The sequence below is a fragment of the Pseudarthrobacter sp. J47 genome (assembly GCF_049810315.1).
GTDB lineage: Bacteria > Actinomycetota > Actinomycetes > Actinomycetales > Micrococcaceae > Arthrobacter.
Map to the genome: position 1 here is coordinate 677,797 of NZ_CP187358.1, position 16,269 is coordinate 694,065.

The window sequence follows — 16,269 nt, forward strand, 5'->3', positions numbered from 1 at the left end:
TTCCTTCACGCCACGGGGGCAGCGACCTCCCGAAGGGCGGCGGCAACGTGCCGGATGGCCGGGCTGGCCGTCATGGTGCGACGATGCACCAACCCCACCTGGCGCACCTGTGCCGGGTTCACCACGGGAACTGCCACCACCTCCGCGGGCAGTGCCGGCCGTCCTAGCCGGGGAACCAGGGCAACCACCACTGCTTGTTCCACGAGCGCAATGTGGGTGGCGAAATCCGGATCGTAAACCTTGATGGCGGGAACGCGGCCGACGTCCGCGAAGATCCGCAGGAGTGCCTCGTTGCAGATGGCGCCGGCCGGAGTGCTGACCCATTGTTCGTCCACCAGGTCCCGTGGTTCCACGGAGGCCCGGCCGGCCAGGGGATGATCCCGGTGGACCAGGAGGTCTGCCACGTCCTCGCACAGCCATTCGAGGCTCATGTGTTCTGGAATCACCAGCGGCACCGAATTCCAGTTATGGACGATTCCCAGGTCGGCTTCCCCGTTGGCCACCCTGGCCACCGCCTCGCGGGGGTCTTCGGCAATGACGCTGATGTCCAGCTCCGATGCGCCTGCGGCCAGCCTGCCCAGTGCCGGTCCCAGCAGTCCCCGGCACGCCGTGGAGAAGGCGACGAGTTTCAGGATGCCGGTGGGTTTGGCGGGGTCCGCCAATAGCGTGGACTGCAGTTCCTCCAGTTCGGAGAGGATCCGCCGGCCATAGGCGGCCAGGGCCAGCCCGCGGTCCGTGAGCAGGACTCCGCGTCCGTTTCGCTCCAGGAGGACGATCCCGGTTTCGCGTTCCAGCTTCTTGATCTGCTGGGAAACCGCGGAGGGGCTCAACCGCATCACGTCCGACGCCGCCACAACAGAACCGTGGCTCTCCACAGCTGCTAAAGCCCTCAGTGAGGTGATGTCGATCATGAAGCAAATCTACATCGATCACCCCCGAATTCAATGCTGGTGCTTCATCCGTGGTTCTGCCAATGTATGGCTTATGAATCTTCGCCATGCAGCTCTCGCCGTACTTGTCGCTGTGCTGTGGGGCGTGAATTTCGTGGCGATCGACCTCGGCCTGCACACCAATGGCCGTGAGGTCCCGCCGCTGCTTTTCGTAGCCCTCCGGTTCGTGCTGGTGGTGTTTCCCTGCATTTTCATCATCCCCAAGCCGGATGTGGGCTGGAAGGCGATTGCCGGCGTCGGGCTTCTGATGAGTGCCGGGCAGTTTGGACTGCTCTACCTGGCCATGGCGTGGGGGATGCCCGCCGGGTTGGCCTCCCTGGTGCTGCAGGCGCAGGTGCTGTTTACCGTGCTGCTGGCCGCCGGGCTCCTGGGTGAGCGGCCCACCCAGCTGCAGCTCGCCGGAATAGCGCTGGGCGTGGTGGGTCTGCTGGCCGTTGCCGTGGGTCGGAGCCTGGTGGCGCCGGTGCTGCCGCTGCTGGTCACCCTCGCTGCCGCGCTGTCCTGGGCGGCCGGAAATATCGTGGCGCGGAAGGCGAAAGCGGCGTCCGGACTGGGCCTGGTGGTGTGGTCCGGCGCCGTGGTCCCCATTCCGTTGCTGGGCTTGTCGTTGTTGGTGGACGGGCCGTCGGCGGTGGTGGGAACCCTGATGGATCTGCAGCCTGCCACCATCGGCAGCGCCCTGTATACGGCGGTTTTTGCCTCACTCGTGGGGTACGGGATCTGGAACGGGCTGCTGAGCCGCTACCCGTCGTCGTCCGTTGTGCCTTTTACGCTGCTGGTACCGGTGGTGGGGATCAGTGCGGCGTGGGTGGTGCTGGGGGAAATCCCGACGACGGCGGACCTGGTGGGCGGTGCGCTGCTGTTGGGCGGGGTGGCCACAGCCGTGTTCGGCTCGCGCCGCAGGCCCGCCGCGCCGAACAAACCGCCCGCTGCGGCTGCACGTCCGGGTGCCGCGGCCCAGCTCACGCCCGCTCCACCCAACTAGGTAGCAATAGGTGCCCTTATGAGCGCTCATAAGGGCATGTACTGCTACCTAGTTGGGGAGGGGGAGGGCTTCCGCGGGGCCGGCTTCTTGGCTGCCCCGCTCCTGGCCGCCGGCTTTTTCGCAGCAGGCTTCCTGGCGGGCGTCTTGCCAGGCTTCCCGGAGGCAGGACGCTTGGCCGCAGGTTTCCGGCTGGCCGGCTTCCGGGGCGCGGGCCGCCGGGGCCGCCGGATGCTCCGGGCCGGCCACACCGCAGCAACAAAGAGGAACGCCAGGGTCAGCAGGCCGGCAACCACTGCCAGGTAGAAGTAGATGTCCGAATCCCGGCTGGTCACGGCCTGGCCCAGCGCCGAGGGATCCTTGTTGAAGGCAAGCCCCCACATGCGCAGGAACGCGATGGCGAAGGCGAGCGCCAGGCTGCTCCCCACCGCGCCGAGCACCACGGCCAGGTAGCGGCCGCGGGTGAAGAGGGACCAGACGGAGGCAATGTAGGTCAGCGCGAGGGCGCCGGCCAGCGTGAACAGCACTGGCTCGTTCAGCGTGAAAATCGTCAGCACCACCAGGCATGCCGCCGCGAGGGCCGCACCTACCGCAATTTTTCCGCTGTTCCCCATGGGTCCAATCATCCCCCGGCCGGCGGGCTACTTTTGGACGTAACCGCGCATGGTGGCCATGATTGCTGCAACACTTTGGTCACGGGTGCGCTCGGGGTTGTACGTCTGCCGGTCCAGACCCACCACAAAGCACGCTCCGAAGATCGCCGTTTCCAGGCTGCCGCGCGAAATGGTTGTGTCCACGGAATAGACGACGGCGACCCTGTCTATCGCCGTCCCGATCACTTCCAGCAGCTCGCCCCGGAGGACGGTAAACGTGTCCTGCCATTCGCTGGGCGTGCGCCAGTTTTCGCTGACCCACAGCCGGGCGAAGGACGGGTATTCCTCCATAAAGTCCATGGCCTCGCCGATCATCGCCTCCATGGCCAGGAGGGGATCGGCGGGCTCCGTAGGGACGCTTCCCTCGCCCAGCAGCCGGGCCTTCAGGATGTCCACGCCGTGCCGCAGCAGCTGCGCGATCAGGTCCGATTTGCTGCCGAAGTTGTAATAGACGGTTCCCTTGGAAACACCGGCCGCGGCGGCAATCTCGTCCACGGTGACGCCTGCTGCGCCCCGTTGGCCGATCAGCTCCATGGAGGCCTCGAACAGCCGCTGCCTGGTGGCATTGGTCCGTTCGGGCCGCAGCTTCTTGGCGGGTTGCCCGGCGGGCTGCGGTGCGTCGGTGCTCATACGGCGATCTCCGGCTTGAGGGTCTTCAGGGTCCAGAACTTGTGCTTCCTGACGGCCAGCGTGGACATCGCGGCACCGAGCAGAGTGTAGCCCAGCAGGCCCAGCACCGTGGGAACAATCATGGACAGGTCCGCCCCGTAAATGAGGTGCCGCATGCCGGTGACCACGTATCCCATGGGCAGGACCTCGTGCACCACGTGCAGGGGAGCGGGCGTTGTCTGCCACGGGAACGTGCCACCGGAGGACACCAGCTGCAGCACCAGCAGGATCAGGACCACCAGCTTTCCGGGCGAACCCAGCAGGGCCACAACACCCTGGATGATGGCGCTGAACGCCATGGCCGCGGCCAGCATGAACAGCCACATCAGCACCGGGTGGGCGGGATCGAGCCCCAGAGCCAGGTCCACCACCAGGGTGAGCAGGGTTGCCTGCACCACGGAAACGGCAAGGAACGGAAGCCAGCCCCCGACGGCGATTTTCCAGGCGGGAGCGTTCGACGCCAGTGCCCGCTGGGTGATGGGCCGCATGGCCTGGACCAGCATGAAGATGCCGATCCAGAGCGCCAGTGTGAGGAAGAACGGAGCCAAACCTGCCCCGTAGGAGTTCGCCTTCGCCTGGGACACATTGCCCACCGAAACAGGATCGGCCATCACCTGGGAAACGCTGGCTTTTTGTGCGTCGTCCGGATGGGGAACCTGGCCGGCGCCCTTGGAAATTTCGTCGGCGAGCGTCCTTGAGCCCTCGGCAGCGGTTCCGGCTCCCGCCTCGAGTTGCCCCGCGCCGCCGTCGAGCTTCACGGCACCTGCACTGAGCCGGCCCGCACCGTCGGTTGCCGACTGTTGGCCGGCAGCAAGGGTGGCGGCCCCGGCGCTGAGCTGGTTCGCACCCCCTGAAGCCTGGACAATGGCATCCCTCAGGGCAGGAGTTGCAGCAGCCAGCTGGGCGGCGCCCGCGCTGACCGCGGCAGAACCGTCTGAAAGCTGCTGGATCTGGGCGGCGTCCGCGTGGATCTTGTCCTTGGCGTCAGCTACCGGGCCCGTTGCGGCGGCTGCGTCAAAATCGGCGAGGATGGTGGCAGCCTGCTCCGGAGTCAGCACGTTCGAGTCCACCAGCCGCTTGGTGGACTCGCTCAAACGCGTCCGCAGCCCCTGGTCTGCCGCGTCGAGCTGGGCCACGGCATCCTGCACCTTGGTGTTGAGCTGCGCGTTCCCGGCGGCAACCTGGGCAGCGCCGTCTGCCAGGGCCTGGGAACTGCCCGGAAGGGTGGCGGTTTTGCTGTTGAGCTCCGCCAGCCCGCTGCTCAACTGGCCCGCGCCGGTGCTGAGCTGGTTGGCGCCGTCGAGCAGTTGCAGCTGCCCGGCGTACAGCTCCCCGGCTCCGCTGCTGAGCTCCGCGGTGCCCTGATGCAGGGTGACTGTCCCGTCCCGGAGGGTGGCCACGCCGTCCGCCAGCTGGCCGGCGCCCTCTCCGGCCTTGACCATCTGCGAATGGATGGTGCCGAAGCCGGTCAGCAGTTTGTTGGCCGTCTCCTCGCCTACATCCTTGGCCACGGTGTTGTGGACGGCAGTGGTCAGCTTGTCCACGATGGTGCTGAGCAGGTAGTTGTTGGCATCGTTCGTGGTGACGTTCAGCATGGCCCGGCTGGCCGAATCGAAGCTGCCCGGGGAGACCAGGTTCGTCGAAAAATCGGCAGGAATTTTCAGGGCGAAGGCGTACTTTCCCGTGCTGACGCCCTCATCAGCTTCCGCCGTGGTGGCCACAGACTTCCAGTTGAAAAGGTGCGCCTCCATCAGGCTTTCCGCTACCTTGGCGCCAGCGTGCAGCTCGGTACCGTCAGCCGAGGTGGCGCCCGTATCTTCGACCACCAGTGCGGCGTCGATCTGGTCCAGGTTGCTGTACGGGTCCCAGTTTGCGTACAAATACACGGCACCATACAGCAGCGGCACCATGGTCAGGGCCAGGATGGTCAGCTTGGGCAGCAGCCCGCTGGTCATCCGCTTGAGTTCAGAGCGGGCCAGCCGCAGCACAGTCACTTGGCGTCCTCGGTTTCGAGTTCGGGTTGGGGGGTGGTTGGGTGCCCCGGTTCGGGCGCCGACTCCGCTTCCGGCTGGGTCTCCGCTTGCACGTCCGGTTCAGGCGCGGGCTCAGGTTCCGCGTTGCCGATTGCCGCCGTCGGGCCCGTCCAGGAGTCCGGGAGGGCAGTGACTGTAACTACGACGGCGAGTGGCCGGCCGGCGTCGTCCGCCAACTGCTGGAGCCGCGGCAGCCAGTCCGACGCGTCGGCACTGTGCCGGTCCGGGGAGTCGACCACCAGGAGATCGGTGTGCGGGTTGGCGAGGGCAAGGGCCGTGAGGAGCTCCATGCGCCGGGCCGGGGGCAGCTGTTCCGTCCAGAGATCAGCGATGTCCTCGAAGCTGTTCACCTTGAGCCACGGTTTGCTGAGCAGCGCGCCACGGTAACGGCGGGGGATCAGCGCGAGGTCCTCCGTGACGAGGTCCCGGACGCTGAGGTGCTGTTCCGGCTCGTTGACGCCGGGGGAGTCCACCAGTGCGCTGACCTGGCGGAGTTGCTTGATCCGGGTGCTGCCGTCCCAGCCGGCGGTGCCACTGCTGGGCTTCATGCGGCCGCTCAGGGTAAGGGCCAGTGCGGTCCGCTGGTCCTGCCGCTCGCCGGTCACCAGGAGGAGTTCGCCGCGTTTTACCTGGAGTGAGGTGGCCGGAAGCAGGGGATCCCGACGGCCTTTCACGTGGAGCTGGCGTACGGAGAGCAAGGAGGGCCTTTCGCAGGGAATGTCTGCGTCCAGCCTAACTGAACTGACCGGTCAGTTCAAATAGAGCTGCCCGTTCCTATCCTCAACTCAGACTGCGCCGAGATGGCACTTTGCGGCAGTCCAGCGGCCGGACATTGCCATCAACTGCCACCTCGCGGGTTTAGAGGCCGTATTTTTCCAGCAGCCTCAGCCACACTTCGCTGATGGTGGGGTAGGAGGGAACTGCATGCCACAGCCTGTCCAGCGGAACCTCGCCCACCACGGCGATCGTGGCCGCGTGCAGCAGTTCCGCCACGTCCGGACCGGCGAACGTGGCGCCCAACAGCACCTTCCGCTCCTCATCGATGACCAGCTGCGCCCAGCCCTCGTAGTTATCCGCGTGCAGCGAAGAACCGGCGACGGCGATGGGCAGCTCCACGCTCGAGACGTTGAAGCCATCCTCCTGCGCCTGCTTTTTGCTCCGCCCCACACTGGCCAGCTCCGGATCCGTGAAGACGATCTGCGGCACCGCGTTGACGTTGGCAGTCTGCGCCTGCTTGCTCCAGTCGGCCGGATCGCCGTTCAGGGTTCCGTTGGACCTTGCCACGATGGCGTCGCCGGTGGCGCGTGCCTCGTACTTCCCCTGGTGCGTCAGCAGCACCTTGCCGGCGGCGTCGCCGATTGCGTACAGCCAGGGCTGCTGGTCTTGGTCGCCTTCGGCGCCTTGTCCCGTGTTAAGCCGGGCAGGGACTCCCTTTACCGCTCCGGTGGTGTCAGTTTCCAGCGTTAGTGGCTTGCCGTCGTCGGACGTAAACCCCAGGTTCTCCAGGCCCAGGCCCTCCACTGCGGGGTGGCGGCCGGTGGACACCAGCAGCTTCTCCGCCGTGACCGTGGCGCCGCCCGCCAGCGTCAGGGTGAAGCTCCCGTTGTGGTTTTGCTCCACGTGCTCCGTGTTGGTGTGCAGGCGCAGTTCGACGCCATCTGCACGCAGCCCGGCCGCCACAAGCCTGGACGCTTCCTCCGGGTAGTTGCCCAGCAGTGCGCCCCGGGCCACCAGGGTGACCTTGGAACCCAGCCTCGCGAACGCCTGCGCAAGTTCCGTCCCGGCCACGCCGCCGCCCAGCACCGCCAGGCTTTCCGGGACTTCCTGCGCGGAGGTCGCTTCCCGGGTGCCCCAGACCTCCAGCCCCTCAAGGCCGTCGATCGGCGGAAGGGTGGGGTGCGAACCCGTTGCCAGCACAATGGCGTGGCGTGCGCGCAGGCGGTGCGTCCCGCCGTCGAGCCCTGCAACTTCCACCTGCCTCGGTGCCGTAATAAAAGCATGCCCCCGCAGCAGGTCTATACCGGTATCTTCGACCCACTGGACCTGGCCGTCGTCCTGCCAGTTGGAGGTGAAGGTGTCCCGCCGCTTCAGCACAGCCTGGGCATCCAGGATTCCGGTCACCGCCTGCTCGGCACCCTGCACCGACTGGGCGCCATGAAGGGCGATTCCCGGACGGAGCAGCGCCTTGGACGGCATGCAGGCCCAGTAGGAGCATTCGCCGCCCACCAGCTCGGCTTCTACGAGGATGGCCGTCAGCCCGCCCTTAACAACGCGGTCGGCCGCGTTTTCCCCCACGGCGCCGGCGCCGATCACAATGACATCAAATTCACGTTCGATAGCCTCAGGCGTCATGGGCACCAGACTACGCCCGGGTAACAAGGCTGTGGAGTCTGCGCGTTTTCGACTCGCATCGTGGCTGGTGATGCGGATAGTGCCGGGCGACGCGGATAGTGCCTGGCGACGCGGAAAGTGCCGGATGACGCGGATATATCGTGCGCGTCAGGACATATGCGCGTCGAAACCGGGAATGTGGGAATGTCCGGGCAGACCACCTGCGAAGCGACCGCCCGCAACGCCGCAGCCCGGGCAACAAAAAAGCCCGCACCAACCGGTGCGGGCTTTTTGATCTGTGCGCCCAAAGGGATTCGAACCCCTGACCTTCTGTTCCGTAGACAGACGCTCTATCCAGCTGAGCTATGGGCGCATCTTGTGTTCGTTGGGATGTTTTCCCCGCCGAACCTCGAATAACTTTACGCGAGGTGGGCCGATGTTCCAAATCGGGAGGCCTGTAATGTGCGCGACTAGACCGGTCTATGTGACCTTAGTCACTAAATATGCCTGTTTTTGGCCCAACTTCCCTGATTTTGCGCGGATTTCCCCGGCGAAGCGCAGTAAACCCGGCGCTGGGCCCCAAAATCCCATACCACTGGGCCAATAGCATTTAGGACACACCGATGACCCCGAGGAAGGGAACCGCAATGGGCGATCTGGCGCGACTGCCGCTGCTTGAGGAAGCACCAACCACCCACGCTGGGCTACTTGCCTGGGTTGAGGAGGTTGCTGCCCTCACGCAGCCGGACCGTATTCACTGGGTGGATGGTTCCGAAGAGGAAATCACCCGCCTGAACGACGAGCTCGTGGCCGGCGGCACCCTGCAGCGCCTGAACCCGGAACTGTTCCCGAACTCGTTCGCCGCTTTCTCCGATCCCGCAGACGTGGCACGTGTTGAGGAGCAGACCTTCATCTGCTCCGAAAACGAGCGGGACGCCGGATTCACCAACAACTGGATGGATCCCGCGCAGATGAAGGAGAAGCTCAAAGGCCTCTTCGCCGGCTCCATGCGTGGCCGCACCATGTACGTCATTCCGTTCGTGATGGGCCACCTCGACGCCGAGGATCCCAAGTTCGGCGTCGAAATTACGGACTCTGCGTACGTTGTGGCGTCCATGCGCATCATGGCCCGCATCGGCACCGACGTGCTGAACAAGATCACCGAGACCAACGCTTTCTACGTCCCGGCCCTGCACTCCGTGGGTGCTCCGCTGGAGCCGGGCCAGGACGACGTTGCGTGGCCCTGCAACCCGGACAAGTGGATCGTGCACTTCCCGGAAGAGCGTTCCATCTGGTCCTTCGGCTCCGGCTACGGCGGAAACGCGCTGCTGGGCAAGAAGTGCTACGCCCTGCGCATCGCCTCGGTGATGGCCCGGGACGAGGGCTGGCTGGCCGAGCACATGCTCATCCTGAAGCTCACCTCGCCGGAACAGAAGACGTACTACGTCTCCGCCGCGTTCCCGTCCGCCTGCGGCAAGACCAACCTTGCCCTGCTGGATCCCACCATTGACGGCTGGAAGGTGGAGACCCTGGGTGATGACATCACCTGGATGCGCTTCGGCAAGGAAGGCGAGCTCCGCGCCGTCAACCCCGAGGCCGGCCTCTTCGGCGTGGCTCCGGGCACCGGTTGGGGCACCAACCCGAATGCCATGCGCGCTATCGCCAAGGGCAACAGCATCTTCACCAACGTTGCACTGACCGACGACGGCGGTGTGTGGTGGGAGGGCATGACCGAGGAAGTGCCCGCTCACCTGACTGACTGGCAGGGCAACTCCTGGACGCCGGATTCCGGTAAGCCGGCAGCACACCCGAACTCACGCTTCTGCACGCCGATCGACCAGATCGACATGCTCGCCGAGGAGTACAACAACCCCGAAGGCGTGGAGCTCTCCGCGATCCTGTTCGGCGGCCGCCGCAAGACCACCATCCCGCTGGTGACCGAGGCCCGCAGCTGGTCCAACGGCATCTTCATGGGTTCGACGCTGTCCTCCGAGACCACCGCCGCAGCCGCCGGTGCCGTGGGCGTGGTCCGCCGCGATCCCATGGCCATGCTGCCGTTCATCGGCTACGACGCCGGCGACTACCTGAACCACTGGGTCAACCTGTCCGCGAAGGGCAACCCGGAACGACTGCCCAAGATCTTCCTGGTCAACTGGTTCCGCCGCAACTCCGAGGGCGGCTTCGCCTGGCCCGGATTCGGCGACAACGCCCGTGTCCTGAAGTGGGCCATCGAACGCCTCGAGGGCAAGGCTGACGCCGTCGAAACCCCCATCGGCTTTGTGCCCACGGGTGACGCGATCGACCTCACCGGCCTGGACATGACTCCGGCGCAGGTGGAGGAAGCCGTCAAGGTTGATCCCGCCGAATGGGCCACCGAGCTGGCCTCGATCGAGGAATGGTTCGCCAACTTCGGTGAGTCCCTTCCGGACGCACTGCAGTCGGAGCTGGCCGGGCTGAAGTCCCGCCTCTCCTAACAACTGAAGTACGACGTCGGGCCCGCACCTTTCGCAAGAATAAGGTGCGGGCCCGCTGTCGTTCCCCGCCGGCCCCTAACCTCGCAAGCTCGGTCAGGGAACCCTCCGGCGTGGGCCCACCGCCGGCCGTGGACGGCTAGCTGGCCAGCCAGATGTCCGGACCGAAAACCTCGTAGTGGATCCGGGTGGCGGGGATTCCGGCGTCGATGGCCTCATTGCGGATGTTCTTCATAAACGGCAGCGGCCCGCAGAGGTAGAGGGAAGCGTTGGCCGGCAGGTCCACCTCGCGCAGTGACATAAAGCCCTCGAAGGACCCGGCGGCAGGCTGCTCCAGCCAGAGCTTGAGTTCGGCACCGTCCAGCCGTTCGACGTCGGAAGTCATCTGGCTGCGGAGCGCCCAGCTGTCCAGGGTGCTTTCCGCGTGGAGGACCAGGACCTGGCGCTTGGAGTCGGTCTCCGCCAGGGACCGGAGAATCGAGGCTGTGGGGGTGCAGCCGATTCCCGCGGAGACCAGGACCACAGGCCCGTCGCCGTCCTTGAGGGTGATCTCGCCGTAGGGGTTGGAGAGCTCCAGGACGTCGCCCACCTGAACGGTACGGTGCAGGACGGGGGAGACTTCGCCGCCGTCGTCCAGCTTGGCGGTGAAGGTGCGGCGCGTTCCGGCGTCATCGGACAGGGAGTACTGGCGGACCTGGCGGAGCCCGTCCTCGACGGCGACCTTGACGCTGACGTACTGGCCGGGAAGGGCTGGGGTGACGGGAGTGTCGTCGGCCGGCTCAAGGGTGAACGTCATGGCGCCGTTGCCCGCCGGCATTTTGGCCGTAACCCTCCACGGCATCCACATCTTGTCATTGGCCTGCTGGGCGTAGAGGTCCTTTTCCAGCTTGATCAGGGCATCCGCCATCAGCCAGTACACCTCGGTCCAGGCTTCGGCGATCTCCGGCGTGATGACGTCGGCCAGGTCCTCGGCGATGGCGGCGAACAGGTGCTCGTAGACCACCTGGTACTGCGGCTCGGTGATTCCCAGGGAGGCGTGCTTGTGGGCGATGCGGGACAGGACCAGCTCCGGGAGTGTGCCGGGGTTGTTCACCAGATGGCTGGCAAAAGCGGCGATGCTTCCGGCCAGGGCCTGCTGCTGGTTTCCGGAGCGCTGGTTGGAACGGCTGAAGAGGCCGTCCAGCAACTCGGGGTGTGCGGCGAAAAGCCGCTCGTAAAACTTGGGCGTAATGGCGCCGATCCGGGAGCCGACCAGCGGCAGGGTGGCCTCAATGATGGGGCGGGATTTGTCCGAGAGCATGTCTACTCCTGAGGGAGGGGCCGGGGCCTTCGTCCGGCCGGAAGGAATACATGTATTTGAAATACGAGTATTCATGCCTTATTTCTACACCCTGTAGAAGTCGGGCACAAATCGGGGGCCTGACGCAGCTACATGGCGAAATTTGGGGTGGTTTAAGGCGGGTCAGAGGCCCGGCCGCATACCGATCAACTGGAAAACGGGAGCCATCTGCCGTGACGAGGGAAGCTCGGCCACCACCACGGAATCGAGTTCCCGGTAGAACGCCTCACGCGCCCGGGACATGGCTGCCCGGAGCTTGCACTCGTTGATCAGCGGGCAGTTGCCGTTGGGCGCCACGCATTCGGCAGGATCCTCGCGGGTGTCCAGGAGCCGGAGGACGGCGCCGGCAGTGGCCGTCCTGCCGGTTGCGCTCAGCCGGGCACCGCCGAGGCGCCCGCGTTCCACGTCCACCAGGCCCAGCATGCGCAGTTTGGCCATGGCTTTGCTGACGTGGTTGTAGGGGGTGCCCACTGCGTCGGCAATGTTTTGCGTCGTGAGGAGCGTTCCCTCCGGCGCGGACGCCAGCACCATGATGGCCCGGAGGCTGACATCGGCGAAGGCGTTGATTTTCATGGGCGTGTGGTCTAGTCCACCCAGATGGTGGCGTCGTTGGTATCGGCTGCCAGGTCTCCGAAGACCCACTCACCCGTGCCGGGATTCGCCGCATACGGCAGGACGGCCGCGAACAGCGAACCGTCCTGATGCTCAGCGGCGACATGGACGGCGTCGGACTCTTCCTCCACCAGCATGATGTCGCAGACGATTGCTGCTGCCCGGAAACCGGACCGCTGCTGCTGCAGCAGCGCTGTGAGGTCCGCGATCATGGCGTCGGCGTCAAATTCGGCGTCGGCAGTGGCTTCCGCTGCATCAGCCGGAGTGACGGCCATCAGCCGCACCTCGCCGTCGTGATCCATCACCAGGGCGAACGGCAGGAACCCGCCCTGGCCCTCAAGCTGTTCCTGCGCTGCACCCACGCCCGTACCCAGGAGGGTTTCGAGGTCCTGGGCGGAGGCCTCCGGCACGGTATCGCGCCAGGACTGCGGCTGGTCACTCATGGTTACTGCCCGCGGACCAGGGAAAGGACACGGTCCCGGACACGCTCCATGGTGGACAGATCCACGGCTTCGGCGTTCAGGCGCAGGAACGGCTCCGTGTTGGACGGGCGCAGGTTGAACCAGTAGCTGCCGTCGTTGGCCGTGAAGGTGCTGCCGTCCATGGTGTCGATCGTCAGGTCTTCCGAGGCGAAATCCTGGCGGACGCGTTCGACGGCGGCCGCCTTGTCCTCGATCTCCGAGTTGATCTCGCCGGACGAAACATAGGGTTCGTACTCGCGGCCCAGCTCTGACAACGGCCCGTCCTGCTCGCCCAGCGCCGCCAGTACGTGCATGGCAGCGAGCATGCCGGTGTCCGCGTTCCAGAAGTCCCGGAAGTAGAAGTGCGCCGAGTGCTCGCCGCCGAACACAGCACCTTCCTCAGCCATGACTGCCTTGATGAAGGAGTGGCCCACGCGCGTGCGGACAGCCCTGCCGCCGTCGTGCTCCACCAGTTCAGACACCGCGCGGGAGGTGAGCAGGTTGTGGATGATGGTGGGGGTTTCTTCGCCCTGTGCCTTGGCGCGGGCAATTTCACGGCGCGCCACCATGCCGGTGATGGCCGACGGCGACACCGGGTTTCCGTTCTCATCGATCACAAAGCAGCGGTCGGCGTCGCCGTCGAACGCGAGGCCGATATCCGCACCCTGCTGCACGACGGCGGCCTGCAGGTCCCGGAGGTTTTCCGGCTCCAGCGGGTTGGCCGGGTGGTTCGGGAACGAGCCGTCCAGCTCAAAGTAGAGGGGGACGATCTGGAACGGCAGCTGCGGGAGGAGGGTGTCGCCCAGCACCGCGGGAGTGGTGAGTCCGGCCATGCCGTTGCCGGCGTCCACAACGATCTTCAGCGGGCGGGAACCGGAGAGGTCCACCAGGGTACGGAGATATTCGGCGTAGTCCTTCAGGACGTCCTGGACGCCGATCAGGCCACGGGTTTGTGCTTCCGGGATGATTCCGGTGTTCAGGTATTCCTCGGCCAGGGCCTGGATTTCCTTCAGGCCGGTCTCGGAGGAGATGGGGACTGCTCCGGCCTTGGACATCTTGATGCCGTTGTAGCCGGCGGGGTTGTGGCTGGCGGTGAACGTGGCACCGGCGGCGTTCAGGGAACCGCACGCGAAGTAGAGCTCGTCGGTGGAGATCAGGCCAAGCAGCTGGACGTTGGCGCCACGGGTTGCCGCACCGTCGGCGAAGGCCTTGCTGAACTCGGGCGAGGACGGACGCATATCGCCACCCACCAGGACGGTCTGGCCTTCAAGCTGCAGGACGTCCACGAAGGCTGCGCCGACTGCTTCGACGATTTCTGCAGTAATGGAATCGCCGACGATTCCGCGGACGTCGTAGGCCTTGAAGGAAGCCGAAAGATCAAAGGTCTTGGTCTGGTCGCTAGTCACTGCTCTATCTTACGGCGGCACGCATACGGCATGATCCATGTGGCGTTTTCCACATAGAACCTTTGAGGCGTGGTGGTGTCAGCGGTGGCTGGGATACTGAATCAATGGCCGATAACCAGAACACCTTTCCCTCCAGCTCCGCGCAGGATCCCGCCCAGGGCCAGGCTTCAGGGCCGTCTTCTGTTGCCGTGGAGGACGCCGGTGGAACACGCGGGCAGGCGCTGGCCGTGCTGCGGGAACTGGTGGGGCACCCGTCAGCGGACTTCCATGACGGCCAGTATGAGGCCATCGAAGCGCTTGTCGACGGCGGCCAGCGGGCTCTTGTGGTGCAGCGCACCGGCTGGGGCAAATCGGCCGTGTATTTCGTTGCCTCGCTGCTGCTGCGGCGCAGGGGCGCCGGGCCCACGCTGATTGTCTCACCGCTGCTGGCGCTGATGCGGGACCAGGTTGCCGCCGCTGCCCGGGCGGGTGTGCGGGCCGTGGCCATCAACTCGGCCAACCAGCTGGAGTGGGATTCGGTTCGCCAGCAGCTGGCGGAGGACCAGGTTGACGTCCTGCTGGTTTCTCCGGAGCGGCTCACCAACCCGTCCTTCCGGGAGAACCAGCTTCCCGAACTCATCCGGCGGACCGGGCTGCTGGTGATCGATGAAGCCCACTGTATTTCGGACTGGGGCCACGACTTCCGCCCGGATTACCGCCGTATTTCGGACCTCATTGCCGGGTTGCCCGGAACCGTGCCGGTCCTTGCCACCACGGCCACGGCCAACTCCCGCGTGGTCCATGACATCGAGGAGCAGCTCGGTGCGGACGTACTCACCATCCGCGGCGCCCTGGGCCGTGATTCGCTGCGCCTGGGCGTGCTGTCCCTGCCGGATTCGCGCCAGCGCCTGGGCTGGCTCCTGACGCATCTTGGCGACCTTCCGGGCAGCGGCATCATCTACACGCTCACGGTATCGGCTGCCGAAGATACCGCCAGGTTGCTCTCCGAGGCAGGGCACAAGGTGCTCTCCTACACCGGCCGGACGGATCCGGCGGACCGGGAGCGAGCCGAGCAGCTGTTGAAGGACAACCAGGTCAAGGCCCTGGTGGCCACCTCTGCGCTGGGGATGGGATTCGACAAGCCTGACCTTGGCTTTGTGGTGCACCTGGGAGCCCCGTCCTCGCCCGTGGCCTATTACCAGCAGGTGGGCCGTGCCGGCCGTGGAGCTGCGAACGCCGACGTCCTGCTGCTGCCCGGCTCCGAGGACCGGGATATCTGGCAGTACTTCGCCACCGCCTCCATGCCATCGGAGGAAAAGGCCAATGCGGTGCTCACAGCCCTTGCCGAGGCCGGAACCGCCGTCTCCACCGTGGCGCTGGAAGCCCGCGTGGACCTCCGCCGTACGCCCCTGGAGCTGCTGCTGAAGGTGCTGTCCGTGGATGGTGCCGTTGAGCGGGTGGGCGGCGGCTGGCGCTCCACCGGGCAGCCGTGGATCTACGACGCCGAACGGTATCGCCGGATTGCCGAGGCCCGCGTGGACGAGCAGGACTCCATGGTGATCTACCAGGACACCGCCGGCTGCCGCATGGAGTACATCACCTCGGTGCTGGACGACGAAACAGCCCACCCCTGCGGCAAGTGCGACAACTGCGCCGGCACGTGGTTCTCCACCGACATCGCCGCCCAGGCCAGCGAAGCAGCTGGTGAAAAGCTGCGCCAGGCCGGCGGAGCCCTGGAGCCCCGGCTCCAGTGGCCCAGCGGCATGGACCGGCTGGGTGTTCCCGTCAAAGGCAAGATCAAACCGGAGGAACAGCTGGCCGAGGGCAGGTACCTTGCCCGGCTGACGGACCTGGGCTGGGGCGGGGCCCTGCGCGAGCTGTTCGCCGCAGGAGCCGCGGACAAGCCCATGGATCCTGCCATGCTGCAGGCCTGCGTGCAGGTACTGCGCGAGTGGGGCACCGGGGATTCACGCACCCCGGGCTGGAGCGGCGCCGGACGGCCTGCCGCAATCGTGAGCATGCCGTCCCGCAGCAAGCCCCAGCTGGTGGAGTCCCTGGCCCGGGGCATCTCCGAGATCGGCAGGATTCCCTACGCCGGGCAGCTGGAACCGGCCCACGGCGGGCCCACCGGAAGCCGCGGCGGCAACAGCGCCTACCGGCTGGCCGGTGTCTGGGACAGGCTGGTGGTGGGGCCGGAGCTCGCGGCTGGCCTGGCTGCGGCACCCGGATCAACGGTCCTGCTGATTGACGACCTCGTGGACAGTCGCTGGTCACTTACTGTCGCCGGCAGGGCCCTGAGGCAGGCCGGTGCCGGAGCGGTCCTGCCGCTGGTCCTGGCGCAGGCGGGCTGATCCCAAAACCTGACCCCAGCCCTGTGCCGGGC

Annotated in this window: 13 protein-coding genes and 1 tRNA gene; 3 read left to right on the forward strand and 11 right to left on the reverse strand. The window is 66.1% G+C overall.

The window, feature by feature from the left end; translation table 11 throughout:
- Nucleotides 1-5: 5 nt before the first annotated feature.
- The gene (locus ACPJW8_RS03135) at nucleotides 6-911 is read right to left on the reverse strand and encodes a LysR family transcriptional regulator (protein WP_330188220.1); all 906 of its coding nucleotides are present in this window, start codon (nucleotides 909-911) and stop codon (nucleotides 6-8) included.
- A gap of 73 nt (nucleotides 912-984) precedes the next feature.
- On the opposite strand from ACPJW8_RS03135, the gene ACPJW8_RS03140 reads away from it, so the two are divergent.
- A complete protein-coding gene (locus ACPJW8_RS03140) occupies nucleotides 985-1,935 on the forward strand; it encodes an EamA family transporter (protein WP_330188221.1) in 951 nt (316 codons plus the stop codon).
- Between the two features lie 44 nt (nucleotides 1,936-1,979).
- Here ACPJW8_RS03140 and ACPJW8_RS03145 read toward each other — a convergent pair whose 3' ends face one another.
- The 6 genes from ACPJW8_RS03145 to ACPJW8_RS03170 all read right to left on the reverse strand — a co-directional run bounded on the left by ACPJW8_RS03145 (nucleotide 1,980) and on the right by ACPJW8_RS03170 (nucleotide 7,991).
- Nucleotides 1,980-2,546 (reverse strand): hypothetical protein, encoded by a 567-nt coding sequence (locus tag ACPJW8_RS03145; RefSeq protein ID WP_330188222.1) that lies wholly within the window; start codon nucleotides 2,544-2,546, stop codon nucleotides 1,980-1,982.
- Between the two features lie 27 nt (nucleotides 2,547-2,573).
- Nucleotides 2,574-3,215, reverse strand: coding sequence for a TetR/AcrR family transcriptional regulator (locus ACPJW8_RS03150; protein WP_330188223.1), 642 nt, complete (start codon nucleotides 3,213-3,215; stop codon nucleotides 2,574-2,576).
- Nucleotides 3,212-5,248 carry a YhgE/Pip domain-containing protein gene (locus ACPJW8_RS03155; protein ID WP_330188224.1) on the reverse strand — a complete coding sequence of 679 codons (2,037 nt, stop codon included), beginning with the start codon at nucleotides 5,246-5,248 and terminating at the stop codon, nucleotides 3,212-3,214. Before ACPJW8_RS03155 ends, ACPJW8_RS03150 begins: the two co-directional genes overlap by 4 nt.
- Nucleotides 5,245-5,985 (reverse strand): ABC transporter ATP-binding protein, encoded by a 741-nt coding sequence (locus ACPJW8_RS03160; protein WP_330188225.1) that lies wholly within the window; start codon nucleotides 5,983-5,985, stop codon nucleotides 5,245-5,247. Before ACPJW8_RS03160 ends, ACPJW8_RS03155 begins: the two co-directional genes overlap by 4 nt.
- Nucleotides 5,986-6,145: 160 nt before the next feature.
- Entirely contained in the window at nucleotides 6,146-7,639 is a 1,494-nt protein-coding gene (locus ACPJW8_RS03165) for an NAD(P)/FAD-dependent oxidoreductase (RefSeq protein ID WP_330188226.1), read from the reverse strand.
- 278 nt (nucleotides 7,640-7,917) lie between these two features.
- A tRNA-Arg gene (locus tag ACPJW8_RS03170) sits at nucleotides 7,918-7,991 on the reverse strand.
- Nucleotides 7,992-8,265: 274 nt separating this feature from the next.
- Between ACPJW8_RS03170 and ACPJW8_RS03175 the strand changes: the two genes are divergently transcribed.
- Nucleotides 8,266-10,092, forward strand: a complete 1,827-nt coding sequence (locus ACPJW8_RS03175) for a phosphoenolpyruvate carboxykinase (GTP) (protein ID WP_330188313.1) — start codon at nucleotides 8,266-8,268, stop codon at nucleotides 10,090-10,092.
- Nucleotides 10,093-10,228: 136 nt separating this feature from the next.
- Here the strand turns inward: ACPJW8_RS03175 and ACPJW8_RS03180 are convergent, their stop codons facing one another.
- The 4 genes from ACPJW8_RS03180 to ACPJW8_RS03195 form a co-directional block, all read right to left on the reverse strand.
- Complete coding sequence (locus ACPJW8_RS03180) at nucleotides 10,229-11,389, reverse strand: globin domain-containing protein (RefSeq protein ID WP_330188227.1); 1,161 nt, start codon at nucleotides 11,387-11,389, stop codon at nucleotides 10,229-10,231.
- A 162-nt stretch (nucleotides 11,390-11,551) separates the two neighbouring features.
- Nucleotides 11,552-12,001, reverse strand: a complete 450-nt coding sequence (locus ACPJW8_RS03185; RefSeq protein ID WP_330188228.1) for an Rrf2 family transcriptional regulator — start codon at nucleotides 11,999-12,001, stop codon at nucleotides 11,552-11,554.
- 11 nt (nucleotides 12,002-12,012) lie between these two features.
- Complete coding sequence (locus tag ACPJW8_RS03190) at nucleotides 12,013-12,483, reverse strand: hypothetical protein (protein ID WP_330188229.1); 471 nt, start codon at nucleotides 12,481-12,483, stop codon at nucleotides 12,013-12,015.
- Between the two features lie 2 nt (nucleotides 12,484-12,485).
- Complete coding sequence (locus ACPJW8_RS03195) at nucleotides 12,486-13,907, reverse strand: phosphomannomutase/phosphoglucomutase (protein ID WP_330188230.1); 1,422 nt, start codon at nucleotides 13,905-13,907, stop codon at nucleotides 12,486-12,488.
- A 104-nt stretch (nucleotides 13,908-14,011) separates the two neighbouring features.
- Here ACPJW8_RS03195 and ACPJW8_RS03200 point away from each other — a divergent pair, with 104 nt between their 5' ends.
- Nucleotides 14,012-16,237: a RecQ family ATP-dependent DNA helicase gene (locus ACPJW8_RS03200; protein ID WP_330188231.1), complete on the forward strand. Its 2,226-nt coding sequence runs from the start codon at nucleotides 14,012-14,014 to the stop codon at nucleotides 16,235-16,237.
- Nucleotides 16,238-16,269 lie beyond the last annotated feature (32 nt).

Coding starts and splice junctions, on each gene's coding strand:
- ACPJW8_RS03185 (WP_330188228.1), bottom strand. CDS start 12,001: ATGAAAATCAACGCCTTCGCCGATGTCAGCCTCCGGGCCATCATGGTG.
- ACPJW8_RS03145 (WP_330188222.1), bottom strand. CDS start 2,546: ATGGGGAACAGCGGAAAAATTGCGGTAGGTGCGGCCCTCGCGGCGGCA.
- ACPJW8_RS03140 (WP_330188221.1), top strand. CDS start 985: ATGAATCTTCGCCATGCAGCTCTCGCCGTACTTGTCGCTGTGCTGTGG.
- ACPJW8_RS03180 (WP_330188227.1), bottom strand. CDS start 11,389: ATGCTCTCGGACAAATCCCGCCCCATCATTGAGGCCACCCTGCCGCTG.
- ACPJW8_RS03175 (WP_330188313.1), top strand. CDS start 8,266: ATGGGCGATCTGGCGCGACTGCCGCTGCTTGAGGAAGCACCAACCACC.
- ACPJW8_RS03200 (WP_330188231.1), top strand. CDS start 14,012: ATGGCCGATAACCAGAACACCTTTCCCTCCAGCTCCGCGCAGGATCCC.
- ACPJW8_RS03135 (WP_330188220.1), bottom strand. CDS start 911: ATGATCGACATCACCTCACTGAGGGCTTTAGCAGCTGTGGAGAGCCAC.
- ACPJW8_RS03150 (WP_330188223.1), bottom strand. CDS start 3,215: ATGAGCACCGACGCACCGCAGCCCGCCGGGCAACCCGCCAAGAAGCTG.
- ACPJW8_RS03165 (WP_330188226.1), bottom strand. CDS start 7,639: ATGACGCCTGAGGCTATCGAACGTGAATTTGATGTCATTGTGATCGGC.
- ACPJW8_RS03190 (WP_330188229.1), bottom strand. CDS start 12,483: ATGAGTGACCAGCCGCAGTCCTGGCGCGATACCGTGCCGGAGGCCTCC.